Origin of the sequence: Burkholderia lata (genome assembly GCF_902499335.1) — a bacterium.
Lineage (GTDB): Bacteria > Pseudomonadota > Gammaproteobacteria > Burkholderiales > Burkholderiaceae > Burkholderia > Burkholderia lata_B.
Genome location: NZ_CABVQK010000019.1, coordinates 57,666 through 72,400, shown reverse-complemented (window position 1 = coordinate 72,400; position 14,735 = coordinate 57,666). Strand labels below are relative to the sequence as shown.

Sequence of the window (14,735 nt, the reverse complement as noted above, 5' to 3'; positions counted from 1 at the left end):
GGCGCGCGCGGAGGGTCACTCGCTCACGCGCGCCGCGTTCCGCGTATGCGCCGCATAGGCCGCATAGGCCGCATACGCCGCGTCGTCAGCGCACCGAGTCGGGAAACGCGTGCATCGAGAACTCGAACGCGGCTTCCGCCAGTGCGTCGATCTCCGCCTCGCCGCCTTCCAGATGCCCGTCGATCCACAGCACGGCGAAGCCATGCACGAAGCTGCGCACGCCGACGCTGAACGCGCGGATCTGCTGCTCGTCGATGGTGGTTCCCACCATCCTGCGGATCGCCTGCGTCGTCACCTCGCTGTTCTCGCGCCGGGCCTGGACGAGCTCGGCATCATCGCGGTGCTGGACCGCAAAGCCGCCGTACATGAGCCGGAACAACTCGGCATGCGCGTGCGCGAACTTCACGTGAGCCAGCCCGCCGGCCCGAAACGCGTCGCGTGCCGGCGCGCCGCGTGAAATCTCCGCGGCAAACGCGTCGACCTGCGCCTGTGTCAGGCGCCGGAAGCCTTCGACCACCAGCGCGACAAGCAGCGCCTCCTTGTTGACGAAGTGGCGATAGACGGCCGAATCCGACACGCCCAGCTGCGTCGCCAGATGGCGCACGCTCAATTCCCGCCCGTTCGCGTGCTCGAGCGCGGCAAAGGCCAGATCCAGCACGGCCTGTCGCAGGTTGCCGTGGTGGTAGCCCGCTTTCTGATTCCCGGGGTTTCTACTCATTTGACAGTATTCAATGTCACGTTCGACAATGTTTGCAACTCAAACATTGTCGGATCTGGCGATGACCGCCCTCGATTCGTTGACGAAGGATATCTGGACTGCATCGGTCCCTCATTCTTTCATGGGGCTGCATGTCGGTGCCCGCATGACCGTCGTCCGGCTGTCGTCGGGCCGGTTGCTGCTGCATTCGCCGGTGCCGCTGGATGGCGGCTTGCGCGCGGAAATCGATGCGCTCGGCGAGGTCGGCCACATCGTCTGCCCGAACCTGTTTCACCACCTCTATGCGGCCGGCGCCGTCGCCGCGTATCCGCGCGCGTTGCTGCACGGGCCGGCCGCGCTGCAGCGCAAGCGCAAGGATCTGCGCTTCGATGCGGTGCTGACGGAGGTGCCGCATCCGGACTGGCAAGACGACTTTGAACTGCTGACGATCGAAGGCTGCCTGCTGCGCGAGACGGTGTTCTATCACCCGGCCAGCCGCACGCTGATCGCCTGCGATCTCGTCGAGAACTTTCACGCGTCGCCGCACTGGCTGACGCGGCATTACCTGCGCCTGGGCGGCGTGCTCGGGCAGGTCGGCTGGCATCCGCTGCTGCGCGTGGTCTATCGGGACCGGCGCGTGGCCCGTGCATGCATCGACAGGCTGCTGGAATGGCCGTTCGAACGCGTGGCGCTCGCACACGGCGACCCGCTGACCGAGCACGCGCACGACGCGGTGCGACAGGGCATGGCGTGGCTTTGAATCCATCGATAACGACGCACGATCAGGGAGAGACGTGATGGCAGGATCGAATGACATCGGGCACCCGGCGGCGCAGGCTTCCGCCATCGCGGCGCGTGCCGGCGACGTGCCGGGCGGCCGCCTGCGGACGTGGGCCGTCGTGGTGTTCGTGGCGTTTGCCATCGTCACCGTCCTCTATGCGCTGACGGCCATCGCGACCGGGCAGGCGAATTTCGGCGCGGTATCGGGCGATGCGCTCCTGCATGCGCGCGAACAGCTTCGCGCGATGTCGATCGCCGGGGGAGATCCCGGCTGGGGGCAGGTGTTCGGCACCGACGATCCGTTCATCTGGATCGCGGCCAGGCTGACGTCGGCGCGGCTCATGTTCGGCGAGAACGGCTTCTACGACACCGTGCTGTATTACGCGCGGATGCCGAAGGCGAACATCGTCATCCTGTCGCTGCACAACATCATGGGAGGCACGTGCATGCTGCTGGGCGCGCTGCAGTTCTGGCCGGCGCTGCGCCGCAACTATCCGCGCTGGCATCGCGCGGCGGGCGTGGTCTACATGGTCTCGTCGCAGATCGCGATGATCGGTGCGATGACCTACATGGTGCGCACGCCGGTCGCGATGATGTACGACACGCTGACGTTCGCAACCGGCCTCTGGTTTCTCGCGCTGGGCGTCACGGCATCGCTGTGGATGTCGATCCATCACCTGATCCGCCGCGAGATTGCCCAGCATCAGGCCTATATGGCGATCAACTACGGCTTCCTGCTCACCGCGCCGTTTACGCGCATCGACTGGATCTGGGCCGCGATGGTCTATCCGGACGTCAACCAGAATACGTCCAATTTCTCGGCGGTCGCCGTGCTGATCGCGCAATGCATGCTGTTCGGCTACCTGCTGCTGTGCATGAATCGCTGGTTCCAGAAGTCTCGACCGGCCATGGGCCGGGCCGGCCCGGTGTTCCCGGCCGCGGTGACGGAGGCCGTTGCCAAGGTGGGTGTCGCGGTGCTGTCGGTGCTGAGCATCGCCGCGCTGGCCGCTGTCGTCGATCACTACCTGGTGACGCCCGGCCTCGACCAATTCCGGGCCGGCAAGGACTGGATTCCGGCCGGACTCGCCGCGTTCCAGGGCAACGTGCTGCGGGCGGCGCCCGGCTCGCGCTGGCTCTATGCCGTCAGTGCGATCGGCGTGTGCGCGCTCGCGCCGTTCCTGCTGCACGCCGCGTTCATCGGGAAGCCGCAGCCGGCGCGGACGATGCGGCTCGCGGCCGCGACTGGCGCGCTGACTGCCGCAAACGGCACCGTGTTGCTGTACTGGGGGCAGTTGCTGGGCGGCCCGACGGCGATCACGTCGTCCGGCGGCACGCCGTTCCAGATGAACGGTGCATTCGAACTGTTCTTCGCGGTGCTGCTGCTCTGGGGCGTGATGCGTGAGCGCCATGCGCTCGTCAAGGAGTGGAGCCTGTTCGCCGTTCTGTGCGTGATGGCGCTGCCGAGTCTGTATGCGCTCGTACCGCTGGTCGGGTGGATCTATCTTCAGATCGGCGTGCCGGATCTGCAGCATTACGTCGAGATCACCAGTGTCTATCGCGTCGCGATCAGCGTCGGCCTGATTCTCGCGATGCTGGCGGGTTTGCTTTACGCGGTCTACGGCAGCGCGACGCAGGAGAAATTCGCGCGCTAGCCGTGTTTGCGCGAAGCAGGCCGGAGCGGGGAGGGACGTGTGTGCAAACGGCGTATATCGTTCGCGGTCTCGCGTCGCCGATGTCCATCACCGACTGTCGGCGTTCCCCGTGATCGCCGCGGCCGCAACCTTCAGGCACTCGATGAAATGCAGCGCGGCCGGCGTCAGCAACGCATGCCGCCGCATCACGATCGCGACCGTCAACGCAGGCATCGGCTCGGCAAGATCCAGCGCGACGATCCCGCGTGACTTGCGTTCGACGTCGGCGAGCGGCCGCGCGAACACGCCGAGCGCATCCGTCTGCGACACGAGCCCGAGCGTCGCGGCAAACGACGGGCAGTGGACCACCCGCTTCGGCACGTCGACGCCGAACGGCATGAAGATCGAACGCACCAGATCGTCTCCCCCTTCGCCATAGCGCGGCACGCACCATTGCGCATCGACGAGCTCGCGCAGCGAGCGGGCGCGCGCAAGCCGATGCCGGCTTCTCGCGACGACCGCGAACGCCGTCCGGAACAACGGAATGCTCGCGAATTCGTCGGGGTCCGGCATCGCGTTCGACAACTGATGCGTGACGATGAAGTCGAGCGAGCCGTCGCGTAGCCGCGCGAGATCCGTCGCGTTCAGCGCATCGTCGACGTTCAGCGTCGCGCCGGGTAGGTCCCGCGAGAATGCGGCGAACGCGCGCGGCAGGAGCGTCAGCGCGACGGTCGGACTGACCGCGATCGATACCGAGCCGGTCGTGCCCAGCCGCAATTGCTCGATTTCGTCGCGCGTGCGCTGGATCTCCTCGACGATCAGCCGCGCGCGAATCGCAAACGCGCTGCCGTAATCGGTCAGCGCAATCCCCTTCACGCTGCGCACGACGAGCGGCACGCCGAGTTCCTGTTCGAGTTCGCGCACGATGCTGCTGATCGCCGGTTGCGTGACGCCGAGCGCGCGCGCCGCGCCGCGAATGGTGCGATGCTCGGCGACCGCGAGAAACGCATCGAGCTGCTTGAGCTTCATGAATGACCGATCCGGGTGCGAAGGAAGCGCGGGGTTCCGGACGGAACGCCGGGTGACAAGTAAAAGTTATCGTCCACAACGAAATCTTGGATTTTTCTTATTGGATCGAGTGTATATGCTCGGTGCTTTTCAGGAGCGGTCACGATGATTCTCGTTAACCAGCAACGGCTGTGGAATTCGCTGATGGAGATGGCGGCGATCGGCGCGACCGCGCACGGCGGCAGCTGCCGGCTCGCGCTGAGCGACGACGACGCGCTCGGCAGGCGCCGCTTCATCGCGTGGTGCGAAGCAGCCGGCTGCGAGATCCGCATCGATCCGATCGGCAACGTATTCGCTCGCCGGCCGGGCACGGAACCCGGCCTGCCGCCCGTGACGTGCGGCAGCCATCTCGACACGCAGCCGCTCGGCGGCCGCTTCGACGGCGTCTATGGCGTGCTGGCGGGCCTCGAGGCGATTCGTGCGCTGAACGAGCACGGCATCGCGACGCGGCATCCGATCGACGTCGTCGCGTGGACCAATGAAGAGGGTTCGCGCTTCACGCCGGGCATGATGGGCTCGGCTGTCTATGCTGGCGCGCTGGATCTCGACTACGCACTGGATCGCCCATGCATGCAGACGGGCGTGCTGCTCCGCGACGAACTCGAACGCACGGGCTTCGCCGGTCCCGCGCGCGAGCGGCAGATGCCGAAAGCGTATTTCGAAGCGCATATCGAGCAAGGGCCGGTGCTGGAGCAGGCCGGGTTGCCGATCGGCGTCGTGACGGGCGTGCAGGGCATCTACGAACTCGACGTCACGGTGACCGGCTTCGAATCGCATGCGGGCACGACGCCGATGAGCGTGCGCCGTGACGCGATGGGCGTGGCGGCCGCGATGATTGCCGCGATCGTCGAGCACGGCCATACGTTCGACGCCGATGCGCGCGTGACGGTCGGCCATGTCGCGTGCCAGCCGAACTCACCGAGCACGATTCCGGGTAAGGTCCGGTTCAGCGTCGATGTACGCCACCCGTCGCAGGCGGCGTTGCAGCAACTGGTCGCCGATATCGAAGCGATCTGCCAGCAGCGCACCGCGCTGCGCGGCACCAGCGTGCAGGTGCAGACGATCGCCGAATACGAGCCGGTGGTGTTCGATGCGGAATGCATCGAGCGCGTGCGGCAGGCCACGGCTGCCGTCGGCTATCCGTACATGGAGATGTGCAGCGGCGCAGGGCACGACGCGGTGAACCTGTCGTACGTCGCGCCTTCTGCGATGGTGTTCGTGCCGTGCAAGGCCGGCTTGAGCCACAACGAAGCGGAAGATGCCGACCCGGTGCACCTCGCGCAAGGCGCGTCGGTGCTGGCGAACCTGCTGGCCGATTGCGCGCGCTAGCTACGTGCGATGGCGGGGCTCGCGACACCTCTGCAAGCGTGAAAATGTCGGACAATGGCCGCTGCGCGCGCCACGCCGGCGCAGCGTTCAACCGAAGCATTCACGCTTGCGAGATCCCCATGTCGACCCCCTTTCCCCGGGAACTGCTGAAGGCCGCCGATATCGCGAAGATGGAACCGGCGCGCGCGGTGCATTCGCTGAACCCGAATGCCGTTCGTCTCAAGCGACAACTCAGCGACCTGACCGGCCTGACACAATTCGGTGTTCACCTGCTCACGCTGATGCCCGGTCACGAATCGGCCGAGTATCACCGTCACCTGTACGAAGAAGAGTTCGTGTACGTGCTGTCCGGTACGGGCGCGGTCACGATCGGCGAGCGCACCGATGCAATCGGGCCCGGCGATTTTCTGGGCTTTCCGCGCGGCGGCGAAGCGCATACGGTGCAGAACACCGGCGATACGCCGCTGGAGCTGCTCGTCGGCGGGCAGCGGCTCGAACACGATGTCTGCGAATACCCGCGACTCGGCAAGCGGCTTTATATCGCCGGCGAGCTTGAAGACTATGTCGAACTGCCGAAACAGCCTTGATGGCCAATCGTGCATTCAATGACCCATTCCACATAAAAAACGGAATCATTAACCTATTGTTTAGATAAACAAAATAAAAATTCGTAAAAACACGGGGTAGAGAAAACGCGTTTATTTGGGCACGCTTGTGCGCATTGTCCGTTCCTGGGCGCCGGTATCGCCATATGCCGGCGCGTCTCTTTCCAGGCACCCGAGTACGGAAATAAATACACGCGTCCGGCAGTTTCGACCGATTGACCGCGTACGCGACAAGTCACGAAAAGATTCCTGATTTAAAGATCAGTAGTTCGAACCAATGGCTTGATTCAAGAGCGAAACGGAGACAGGCGATGTCGAGGAACTGGGGGTTGGGAACGGCGCTGCTGGCGCTGAGCGTTGTCTTGGCTGCCTGTGGCGGTGACGGCGATTCGCCGTCGGTAGCGGCGTCGAATCTGTCGGCCGCGGCGCATTCGCAAGGCAACCAGGACGGCAACGGCGGCAACGATAACAGCAATGAAAACGACAACAGCAACGGCAACGAAGCGGCAAGGAAAAACGCCGACATCCGCGTCGCGCAATACGTCAATCCGCTGATCGGCACCGACTACGCGACCGACCAGCCGGCCGACCCGGTCGGCTCGGGCCTCGGTGGCGGCACGTTCCCGGGGCCGACGGTGCCGTTCGGGATGATGCAGTGGAGCCCGATGACACCGACCGCCCAATACGACAGCAGCAAAGGCGACGGCTCCGGCTTCTCAGGCGGCTACTGGTATGGCGACACGTCGATCAATGCGTTCAGCATCCTGCACCTGAGCGGCACCGGCTGCTGGGCGAACGGCGGCTACCTGAACGTGATGCCGCAGCTCGCGCCTGGCGACGCCGGCGCGCCGGCCAGCTTCAGCCACGCGAACGAAACCGCGCAGGCCGGTTATTACGGCGTCACGCTCGGCAACGGCATCAAGGCCGAACTGACGACGACGGTGCGCACCGGCTTCGCGCGCTTCACGTATCCGGCACTCGCGCAGGGCCAGCAGGCGACGATCGCGATCGATCCGACCGTGCTGAACAACCGCGCGCAAGGCTCGACGCGCGACACGATCAGCCAGGTCGGTGATCGCGCGTTGTCCGGCACGATCGCGGGCGGCGGGTTCTGCTGGGCCGGGCATGCGGTGCCCGTCTACTACTACGCGGAATTCAGCCAGCCGTTCGCGGCGAAGCCGGCGCTGTCGAACAACAGCCCGGTGACCGTGACGTTCAATGTCGACCGCAAGCATCCCGACGTGATGATGAAGCTCGGCATCTCGTTCGTCAGTGAAGCGAATGCGAAGGCGAACCTGCGCGCGGAGAATCCGGAATCGGATGGGCAGGGCAACCGCAACTGGCGTTTCGACAAGGTGCGCAGCGCGGCGAGCGCCGCGTGGAACGCGCGTCTGAACACGATCCAGGTCACGGGCGGCAGCGACGCCGACAAGACGAAGTTCTACACCGCGCTGTATCACGCGTCGCTGCACCCGAACGTGTTCAACGACGTGAACGGCCAGTATCCGGATTTCTATGCGTCGAACGGCGCACCGGCCGCGCCGACGCGTCAGGTCGAGAAAGGCCGCACGATGTACGCGAACTTCTCCGGCTGGGACATTGACCGCTCGTTCATCCAGTTGCAGGCGCTGCTCGACCCGGTGCGGACCAGCGACATCGTGCAGTCGCTCGTGCTCGATGCGAAGGCGTGCGGTGCGTTCCCGCGCTGGGCGTACTTCAACACCGAGACGGCCGTGATGCCCGGTGACGCGGGTTCGATCATCGTCGCGAACGCGCATGCGTTCGGCGCGACGAACTTCGACACGCAGGCCGCGCTGTCGATCATGAAGAGCAGCACGGCGCCGGGCGCCGCGTGCGCCGGCACGCCGGTGATGGGCAGCCGCGCGGACTACGGCCGGCTCGGCTACGTGCCGTCGTCGGGCTCGGGCGACAACCAGACCGCCTCGAACACGCTCGAATATGCGGTGCGCGACTTCGCGGTGTCGCGTTTCGCGACGGCACTCGGTGACACGGCGACAGCCGGCACGCTGCTGAAATCGAGCGGCAACTGGCAAAACCTGTTCGACCAGGGCGCGATCCAGCCGAAGACGTCGGCGGGCGCGTGGGTCACCGACGGCACGGGTTTCATGGAAGGCAATTCCGAGCAGTACACGTGGTACGTGCCGCACGATCTCGCCGGCGTGGTCACGCAGGCGGGCGGTGCCGCGCCGGTCGTCAAGCGGCTCGACACGTTCTTCTCGCACCTGAACATCGGCACCGTGCAGCCGTATTTCTACGTCGGCAACGAAGTGACGATGGCCGTGCCGTGGGTCTACGCGTGGGCCGGCGCGCCGTCGCATACGCAGCGCGTGCTGCACGCGTCGCTCGCAAACGAGTTCGGCACCGGTGCGGCCGGGCTGCCGGGCAACGACGATCTCGGCGCGATCTCGGGCTGGTACGTGTGGGCCGCGCTCGGTCTCTATCCGGTCGTGCCGGGCGTGAGCGGCGTCGCGCTGTCGAGCCCGCAGTTCGAGAAGATCACGGTGCGCGTCGGGCAGAAGGACGGCAGCTACCGTCTGCTGCACATCGTCGCGCCGGGTGCCGGCTCGGGCGACAGTGCGTCGTTCTATGTGAAGTCGCTGAAGCTGAACGGCGCACCTTACTCGACTGCGTGGCTGCCGTTCGAGCAGATCGCGAAGGGCGGGAAGCTGTCGTACTCGATGACGGCCGACGCGAGCGCCACGACTTGGGGCACCGACGCATCCGCGATGCCGTCGTTCCCGCAGGCGGCCGGCGCGCCGTAACGGTCACGAAGATCAACGAGCGGTTCTTGCCAACAGGATCGACGCAGAGAGAGAGGGAGGGACGAACGGATGAAGCTACGTCATGTGGTGGGTATCGGGTGCCTTGCCGTGTTGTCGGGGTGCGGGGGCGATCAGGCTTCGACGGATGCGAGCGTACTCGCGCAGATGTCGAACGCGCAGGGCAACCAGAACGATCAAGGCAACCAGAACGACCAGGGCGATCAGAACGACCAGGGCGATCAGAACGAGAGCGGCGGCGCGGCCAAACGGTCGGTGCTGCACAGCGTCGATCCGATGATCGGCACCGCGAATCTCGACATCAACGCGGACTGGAGCAGCGGCGTGCGCGGTCACGGCCACGTGTACCCGGGCGCGACCGTGCCGTTCGGTATGGTGCAGCTCGGGCCGGACACGACCGGCGGCGCGCACACGCTGCCGTGGAACTGGGATCGCACGTCGGGCTACCAGTACGACGATCCGTTCATCACCGGCTTCACGCATACGCACCTGTCGGGCACCGGCATCGGCTCGGGGGGCGAAGTGCGGTTCCTGCCGACGCTCGCGCCGGTCGATACCGCGACGCTGGCCAAGGTGGCGGCCGATGCGTCGATCACCTACAACGCGTCGTTCAGCCACGACGACGAAGCCGCGAGCCCCGGCTACTACCGCGTGAAGATGGCGCCGGTCGGCAGCGGCAACACGCCGTGGAACGTGCAGGGCGCGAAGATCCTCGCGGAGATGACGGCGACTTCGCATGCGGGCGTGCATCGCTACACATACTTCCCGAGCGCGGCCGCGCAGAAGCGCAGCATGATCGTCAGCATCGACAACCCGATCGGCGGCTCGACCGCGAGCGGCAAGATCCAGGTCATCGATGCGCAGACGATCGCCGGCTGGCAGTTCACGAACAACTGGGCGAACAACAAGCCGACGTATTTCGTCGCGCGTTTCTCGAAGCCGTTCGATACGAAGCACGTCGCGTTCAGCGCGGACGGCTTCAAGGCGTACCTGACGTTCGCCGACGGCAATGACAGCGGCGGCGCGGTCACGGTGAAGGTCGGCATCTCGCCGTCGAGCATTGCGGATGCGCAGGCCAATCTCGCATCGGAAGTCAGCGCGAAGTCGTTCGACCAGGTGCGCGGTGCGGCCGAGCGCGTGTGGAGCGCCGCGCTCGACCGGATCCGGATCAAGGGCGGCAGCGCCGACCAGCGGACGATGTTCTACACGTCGCTGTACCGCACGATGCTCGCGCCGACCGTCTACAACAATGCGGACGGCAGCTACGTCGGCACCGATTCGACCAACGACGGCACGACGTCGCCGCCGACCACGAGCAAGCATGCGAATCCGGGCTTCGACTATTCATCGACGTTCTCGCTGTGGGATACCTTCCGCGCCGAGTCGCCGCTGATGACGCTGGTGCAGCCCGAGCGCGTCGACGGCTGGGTGAAGTCGCTGCTCACGCAGTTCAAGCAGAACGGCAAGGGCGAGCTGCCGGTGTGGCCGCTGGCGCAGACGGAAACCTTCACGATGGCCGGCCACCCGTCGATCCCGCTGATCGCCGATGCGTACCTGAAGCACCTGACGAGCGCGGGCATCGACGACATCTGGACTGCGCTGACGACCACGCAGAGTGCGAGCGCGCACGGCTTCGACCAGTACCGGCAGAGCGGCTACGTGTACGCGGGCGACAACGCGTCGGTGTCGACGACGCAGGACTACGCGTTCGACGACTGGGCGACGGCCGCGGTCGGCAAGGCGGCGGGCAAGAACACGGCCGACTACCGGCCCTACCTGCAACGCAGCCAGAACTACCGGAACGTGTTCAACCCGGTGCCGAACAACGGCTGGAAGTTTGCGCAGCCGAAGGATTCGCAAGGCAACTGGGTGGCGGGCTTCGACCCGACAGCCGCGGAGAAGACGGACTTCTCCGAATCGAATTCGTGGGTCGATACGTGGAACATCTTCCACGACTTCCCGGGCCTCGTTGCATTGCTCGGCGGCAAGAGCCAGTTCATCGCGCAGCTCGATCGCACGTTCGATCCGGCCAACCCGCTGACCTTCCTCTACAACCAGGGCTTTCCGGACCTGACCGGCCGCAGCGGCCAGTTCTTCGCGGGGAACGAGCCGGCTAACCACCTGCCGTACCTGTACGACGTCGCGGGCATGCCGTCGAAGACGCAGGATCGCGTACGCACGGTGATGGACGACATGTACTCGCTGACGCTGACCGCCGGCGATCGCGCGCTCTTGAGCGGCGACAGCCTGAAGGCCGCGGTGGCCGACCCGCGCCGCGTGCGCGATTCGGCGATTCCCGGCAACGACGATTGCGGGCAGCTGTCCGCGTGGTACGTGCTGTCCGCGCTCGGCATCTATTCGCTGAATCCGGTGGGCGGCGTGTTCTACCTCGGCACGCCGCTGTTCGAGGAAGCGACGATCGACATCCCGGTTGCATCGGGAGGCGGGGACGGAAAGGGCCTGAAGTTCGGCGCGACGCGGCGTTTCAAGGTGACTGCGCACACGGCGAGTGGCGGCGCGCCGTCATCGGTGAATCGCTACGTCCAGTCGGTCAGCCTGAACGGCACGCCGCTGCATCGGCCGTACATCACGTACGACGAGATGAAGGCCGGCGGCACACTCGACTTCGTGATGGGGGCGACGCCGAACGATGCATGGGTCAGCACCTGGAACGGGCAGGATCCCAACAGCGCGCTCGCGCCGTCGCTCGCGTTGGCCGGCAAGTAGCAGCAGGCACCGGCAGGCACCAGCAAGCGGCCCGCATCGACGCGGGCCGCATTGTTTCATCCGGCGGCGCCCGTCTCGACCGCGAGGCCGGCCGCTTTCCACTCCGGAAACCCGTCCTCCAGCCGCGCGGCCTTGAAGCCGCGCGCGCGCAACGTGGCGACCGCCTCGACCGCAAACACGCAGTACGGGCCGCGGCAGTAGGCGACGATCTGCGTCCCGGCCGGCAACTCGCTCACGCGCGCATCGAGTTCGGACAGCGGGATGTTCAGCGCGCCCGGCAGGTGCCCTTGCGCGAATTCGTCGTGCGGACGTACGTCCAGCAGCGTGACGAGACCGTCCGCGAGCCGTGCGGTCAGTTCGTCGCGCGACACGGGCTCCAGCGCATCGCGCGCATGGAAGTAGTCGCCCATCACCTTGTTGACCTCGGCGACGTTGCGCTCGCCCACGCGGCCGAGCGCCTTCATCAGCACGACCACCTCGCTGTCGCCGGCGAGGCGATACACGATGTGCTTGCCGCGCCGCTCGGTATCGACGAGGCGCGCGCGCCGCAGGATCTGCAGGTGCCGCGACGTGTTCGCGAACGTCATCCCCGACAGTGCCGTCAGTTCCTCGACCGACCGTTCGCGCTGCGCGAGGTGCTCCAGCAATTCGAGCCGGTTCGGATGGCCGAGCGCCTGCGCGACCTCGGCGAGGCTCGCATAAATCGCTTGCTTGGGTCCCGTGCTTGACACGTGGCCTCTCCTCGATCAATCATTCATCAAATTGATTGAATGTTAACGCATTCACTGGACGGAGGCAATCCGATGATCGTCAGACCATTCCTGCATCCCGATACGGGAGGCATTTCATACCTGTTCGGTTGCGGCGGCAAGGCGACCGGCGCGGTGGTCGAACCGGTCGCCGATCGGGGGGCTTGTCCGCGCGTCGCGGCGCGCTAGCGCGATGGCAAACGTAGCGATAGCGCGCGGCGGGCGCGCAGTGGCGCTCGGCCTGCGCGAGAACTGGCGGCAATTTGCGCTGCTCGTGCTGGTCAACGCATTCGTCGGCGGGATGGTGGGCATCGAGCGCACCGTCGTGCCGCTGATCGGCGCCGAACAGTTTCATCTCGAATCGACCGCGCTGATCACGTCGTTCATCGTCAGCTTCGGGCTGGTCAAGGCGTTCGCGAACCTCGTGTCGGGCCAGCTCGCCGACACGTGGGGGCGCAAGCACGTGCTGATCGCCGGCTGGCTGCTCGGCCTGCCCGTACCGTTCATGATCATCGCGGCGCCGAACTGGGAATGGGTGATCGCCGCGAACGTGTTGCTCGGGCTGAGCCAGGGGTTCGCGTGGTCGATGACGGTGATCATGAAGGTCGACCTCGTCGGCCCGAAGAGCCGCGGCCTCGCGGTCGGACTGAACGAATTCGCCGGCTATTTCGCGGTGGGCGCGACCGCGTTCGCGACCGGCTATCTCGCGAGCCGCTATGGGCTGCGGCCGACGCCGATCTATCTCGGCGTGGTCTACGCGGTCGCGGGCCTGCTGCTGTCGATCCTTGTCGTGCGCGACACGCGCGACCATGTGCGGCTGGAAAGCGGCCGGCCGGCCGGCGCGTCCGCGCTGTCGTTCCGCGAAGTCTTCATGCTGACGTCGTTCCGCAACCGGAACCTGTTCGCGGCATCGCAGGCCGGCATGATCAACAACCTCAACGACGGGATGAGCTGGGGCATCTTCCCGCTGTTCTTCACGACGCTCGGGCTCTGCATCGAGCGGATCGGCATCCTGAAGGCCGTCTATCCGGTCGTGTGGGGCAGCTGTCAGATCGTCACCGGGCCGCTGAGCGACCGGTGGGGCCGCAAGGGGCTGATCGTCGCCGGGATGTGGGTACAGGCGGCCGGGCTGGCGTTGACCGCACTGACGGGGCAGTTCCGCTGGTGGCTCGTCGCGAGCGTGCTGCTCGGCCTCGGCACGGCGATGGTCTATCCGAGCCTGATCGCGGCCGTCTCCGATGCGTCCGAGCCCGGCTGGCGGGCGCGCTCGCTGAGCGTGTACCGCTTCTGGCGCGATCTCGGCTATGCGATCGGCGCGCTGTCGGCCGGCCTGATGGCCGACCGCTTCGGCTTTGCCGCCGCGATCCTCGTGGTGGCCGCCGTGACGTTCGCGTCCGGGGGCGTCGTCGCGATTATGATGCGGGAACGCCACTGACAGGGTTCCCCGATATGGACGCGCCGCTTCCGCCGATCTCTGCCCCGATTCCCGAAACGGAACCTGAAACCGAAGCCGTTGCCGAGCCGCGCGCGTCGCGTCTGCATCGGCCGGTCGCGCTCGTCACCGGATCGACGTCGGGAATCGGTGCGGCGATCGCGCGCCGCCTCGCGGCGGACGGCTATGCGGTGATCCTGCATTCGCGCAGCTCGGCCGACGTGGGGCGCGCGATGGCGCGCGAACTCGGCGCGGCCTACGTGCAGGCCGACCTCGCCGACGATGCCGAACGCGTGCGGCTGATCCGCGACGCACTGGCCGTGCACGGGCGGCTCGACGTGCTCGTCAACAACGCGGGTGTCAGCCGCGTGATTCCGCATGACGACCTCGCCGCGGCGACGCCCGACGTATGGCGCGAGATGCACGAGATCAACGTGATCGCACCGTTCCGGCTCGTCGCCGAGGCCGAGGCTGCATTGCGCGAGGCGGCATCGCACGGGCGGGCCGGGTGCGTGGTGAACGTCAGTTCGCATGCGGGCATGCGGCCGAAGGGCGCGTCGATTCCGTATGCGGCGGCGAAGGCCGCGCTCAATCACACGACGCGGCTGCTCGCGCGCACGCTCGCGCCGGCGATTCGTGTCAATGCGGTGGCGCCGGGGCTCGTCGATACACCGCTCACGGCCGACTGGACGGACGCGCAGCAGCTCTGGCGCGAACGCGCACCGATGCGCCGCGCGGCGACACCGGACGACATCGCGCAGACGGTCGCGATGCTCGTCGCGTCCGATTACGTGACGGGCGAGGTCGTGATGCTCGACGGGGGAATGAATCTGACGTGATGTGGCGACTCGGTCATTCGATGAAGCGATGAAGCGGTTAGGCGGTAATGCAGTGATGCAGTGATGCAGCCGGGCAA

12 protein-coding genes are annotated in these 14,735 nt (G+C 66.3%); 9 read left to right on the top strand and 3 right to left on the bottom strand.

Translation table 11 applies throughout. The features are described from left to right. Window positions 1-85: 85 nt before the first annotated feature. Window positions 86-718, bottom strand: coding sequence for a TetR/AcrR family transcriptional regulator (locus tag BCO18175_RS35335; protein ID WP_174987778.1), 633 nt, complete (start codon window positions 716-718; stop codon window positions 86-88). 61 nt (window positions 719-779) lie between these two features. Between BCO18175_RS35335 and BCO18175_RS35330 the strand changes: the two genes are divergently transcribed. Next, window positions 780-1,457: a DUF4336 domain-containing protein gene (locus BCO18175_RS35330; RefSeq protein ID WP_174987775.1), complete on the top strand. Its 678-nt coding sequence runs from the start codon at window positions 780-782 to the stop codon at window positions 1,455-1,457. 37 nt (window positions 1,458-1,494) lie between these two features. Continuing rightward, window positions 1,495-3,129 carry a DUF2306 domain-containing protein gene (locus BCO18175_RS35325; RefSeq protein WP_174987773.1) on the top strand — a complete coding sequence of 545 codons (1,635 nt, stop codon included), beginning with the start codon at window positions 1,495-1,497 and terminating at the stop codon, window positions 3,127-3,129. A gap of 87 nt (window positions 3,130-3,216) precedes the next feature. On the opposite strand, the gene BCO18175_RS35320 is transcribed toward BCO18175_RS35325, so the two are convergent. Then, window positions 3,217-4,137, bottom strand: coding sequence for a LysR family transcriptional regulator (locus BCO18175_RS35320; RefSeq protein WP_174987770.1), 921 nt, complete (start codon window positions 4,135-4,137; stop codon window positions 3,217-3,219). Window positions 4,138-4,281: 144 nt separating this feature from the next. Here BCO18175_RS35320 and BCO18175_RS35315 point away from each other — a divergent pair, with 144 nt between their 5' ends. The 4 genes from BCO18175_RS35315 to BCO18175_RS35300 all read left to right on the top strand — a co-directional run bounded on the left by BCO18175_RS35315 (window position 4,282) and on the right by BCO18175_RS35300 (window position 11,638). After that, a complete protein-coding gene (locus BCO18175_RS35315; RefSeq protein ID WP_174987767.1) occupies window positions 4,282-5,505 on the top strand; it encodes a Zn-dependent hydrolase in 1,224 nt (407 codons plus the stop codon). A 119-nt stretch (window positions 5,506-5,624) separates the two neighbouring features. Continuing rightward, complete coding sequence (locus BCO18175_RS35310; protein WP_174987764.1) at window positions 5,625-6,092, top strand: cupin domain-containing protein; 468 nt, start codon at window positions 5,625-5,627, stop codon at window positions 6,090-6,092. A gap of 329 nt (window positions 6,093-6,421) precedes the next feature. Beyond that, window positions 6,422-8,893, top strand: a complete 2,472-nt coding sequence (locus tag BCO18175_RS35305; protein WP_174987761.1) for a GH92 family glycosyl hydrolase — start codon at window positions 6,422-6,424, stop codon at window positions 8,891-8,893. A gap of 69 nt (window positions 8,894-8,962) precedes the next feature. Further along, window positions 8,963-11,638 (top strand): GH92 family glycosyl hydrolase, encoded by a 2,676-nt coding sequence (locus tag BCO18175_RS35300; protein ID WP_174987758.1) that lies wholly within the window; start codon window positions 8,963-8,965, stop codon window positions 11,636-11,638. 56 nt (window positions 11,639-11,694) lie between these two features. Here BCO18175_RS35300 and BCO18175_RS35295 read toward each other — a convergent pair whose 3' ends face one another. Next, window positions 11,695-12,369, bottom strand: a complete 675-nt coding sequence (locus BCO18175_RS35295) for an ArsR/SmtB family transcription factor (RefSeq protein ID WP_174987755.1) — start codon at window positions 12,367-12,369, stop codon at window positions 11,695-11,697. Between the two features lie 72 nt (window positions 12,370-12,441). Here BCO18175_RS35295 and BCO18175_RS40915 point away from each other — a divergent pair, with 72 nt between their 5' ends. Genes BCO18175_RS40915 through BCO18175_RS35280 form a run of 3 tightly spaced genes read left to right on the top strand, consistent with a single transcriptional unit; the run spans window position 12,442 to window position 14,658 of the window. Continuing rightward, window positions 12,442-12,576: a hypothetical protein gene (locus BCO18175_RS40915; RefSeq protein ID WP_302480664.1), complete on the top strand. Its 135-nt coding sequence runs from the start codon at window positions 12,442-12,444 to the stop codon at window positions 12,574-12,576. Between the two features lie 4 nt (window positions 12,577-12,580). Further along, window positions 12,581-13,822: an MFS transporter gene (locus tag BCO18175_RS35285; protein ID WP_174987752.1), complete on the top strand. Its 1,242-nt coding sequence runs from the start codon at window positions 12,581-12,583 to the stop codon at window positions 13,820-13,822. 14 nt (window positions 13,823-13,836) lie between these two features. Next, window positions 13,837-14,658, top strand: a complete 822-nt coding sequence (locus BCO18175_RS35280) for an SDR family NAD(P)-dependent oxidoreductase (RefSeq protein WP_174987749.1) — start codon at window positions 13,837-13,839, stop codon at window positions 14,656-14,658. Window positions 14,659-14,735 lie beyond the last annotated feature (77 nt).

Coding starts and splice junctions, on each gene's coding strand:
- BCO18175_RS35335 (WP_174987778.1), bottom strand. CDS start 718: ATGAGTAGAAACCCCGGGAATCAGAAAGCGGGCTACCACCACGGCAAC.
- BCO18175_RS35330 (WP_174987775.1), top strand. CDS start 780: ATGACCGCCCTCGATTCGTTGACGAAGGATATCTGGACTGCATCGGTC.
- BCO18175_RS35325 (WP_174987773.1), top strand. CDS start 1,495: ATGGCAGGATCGAATGACATCGGGCACCCGGCGGCGCAGGCTTCCGCC.
- BCO18175_RS35320 (WP_174987770.1), bottom strand. CDS start 4,137: ATGAAGCTCAAGCAGCTCGATGCGTTTCTCGCGGTCGCCGAGCATCGC.
- BCO18175_RS35315 (WP_174987767.1), top strand. CDS start 4,282: ATGATTCTCGTTAACCAGCAACGGCTGTGGAATTCGCTGATGGAGATG.
- BCO18175_RS35310 (WP_174987764.1), top strand. CDS start 5,625: ATGTCGACCCCCTTTCCCCGGGAACTGCTGAAGGCCGCCGATATCGCG.
- BCO18175_RS35305 (WP_174987761.1), top strand. CDS start 6,422: ATGTCGAGGAACTGGGGGTTGGGAACGGCGCTGCTGGCGCTGAGCGTT.
- BCO18175_RS35300 (WP_174987758.1), top strand. CDS start 8,963: ATGAAGCTACGTCATGTGGTGGGTATCGGGTGCCTTGCCGTGTTGTCG.
- BCO18175_RS40915 (WP_302480664.1), top strand. CDS start 12,442: ATGATCGTCAGACCATTCCTGCATCCCGATACGGGAGGCATTTCATAC.
- BCO18175_RS35285 (WP_174987752.1), top strand. CDS start 12,581: ATGGCAAACGTAGCGATAGCGCGCGGCGGGCGCGCAGTGGCGCTCGGC.
- BCO18175_RS35280 (WP_174987749.1), top strand. CDS start 13,837: ATGGACGCGCCGCTTCCGCCGATCTCTGCCCCGATTCCCGAAACGGAA.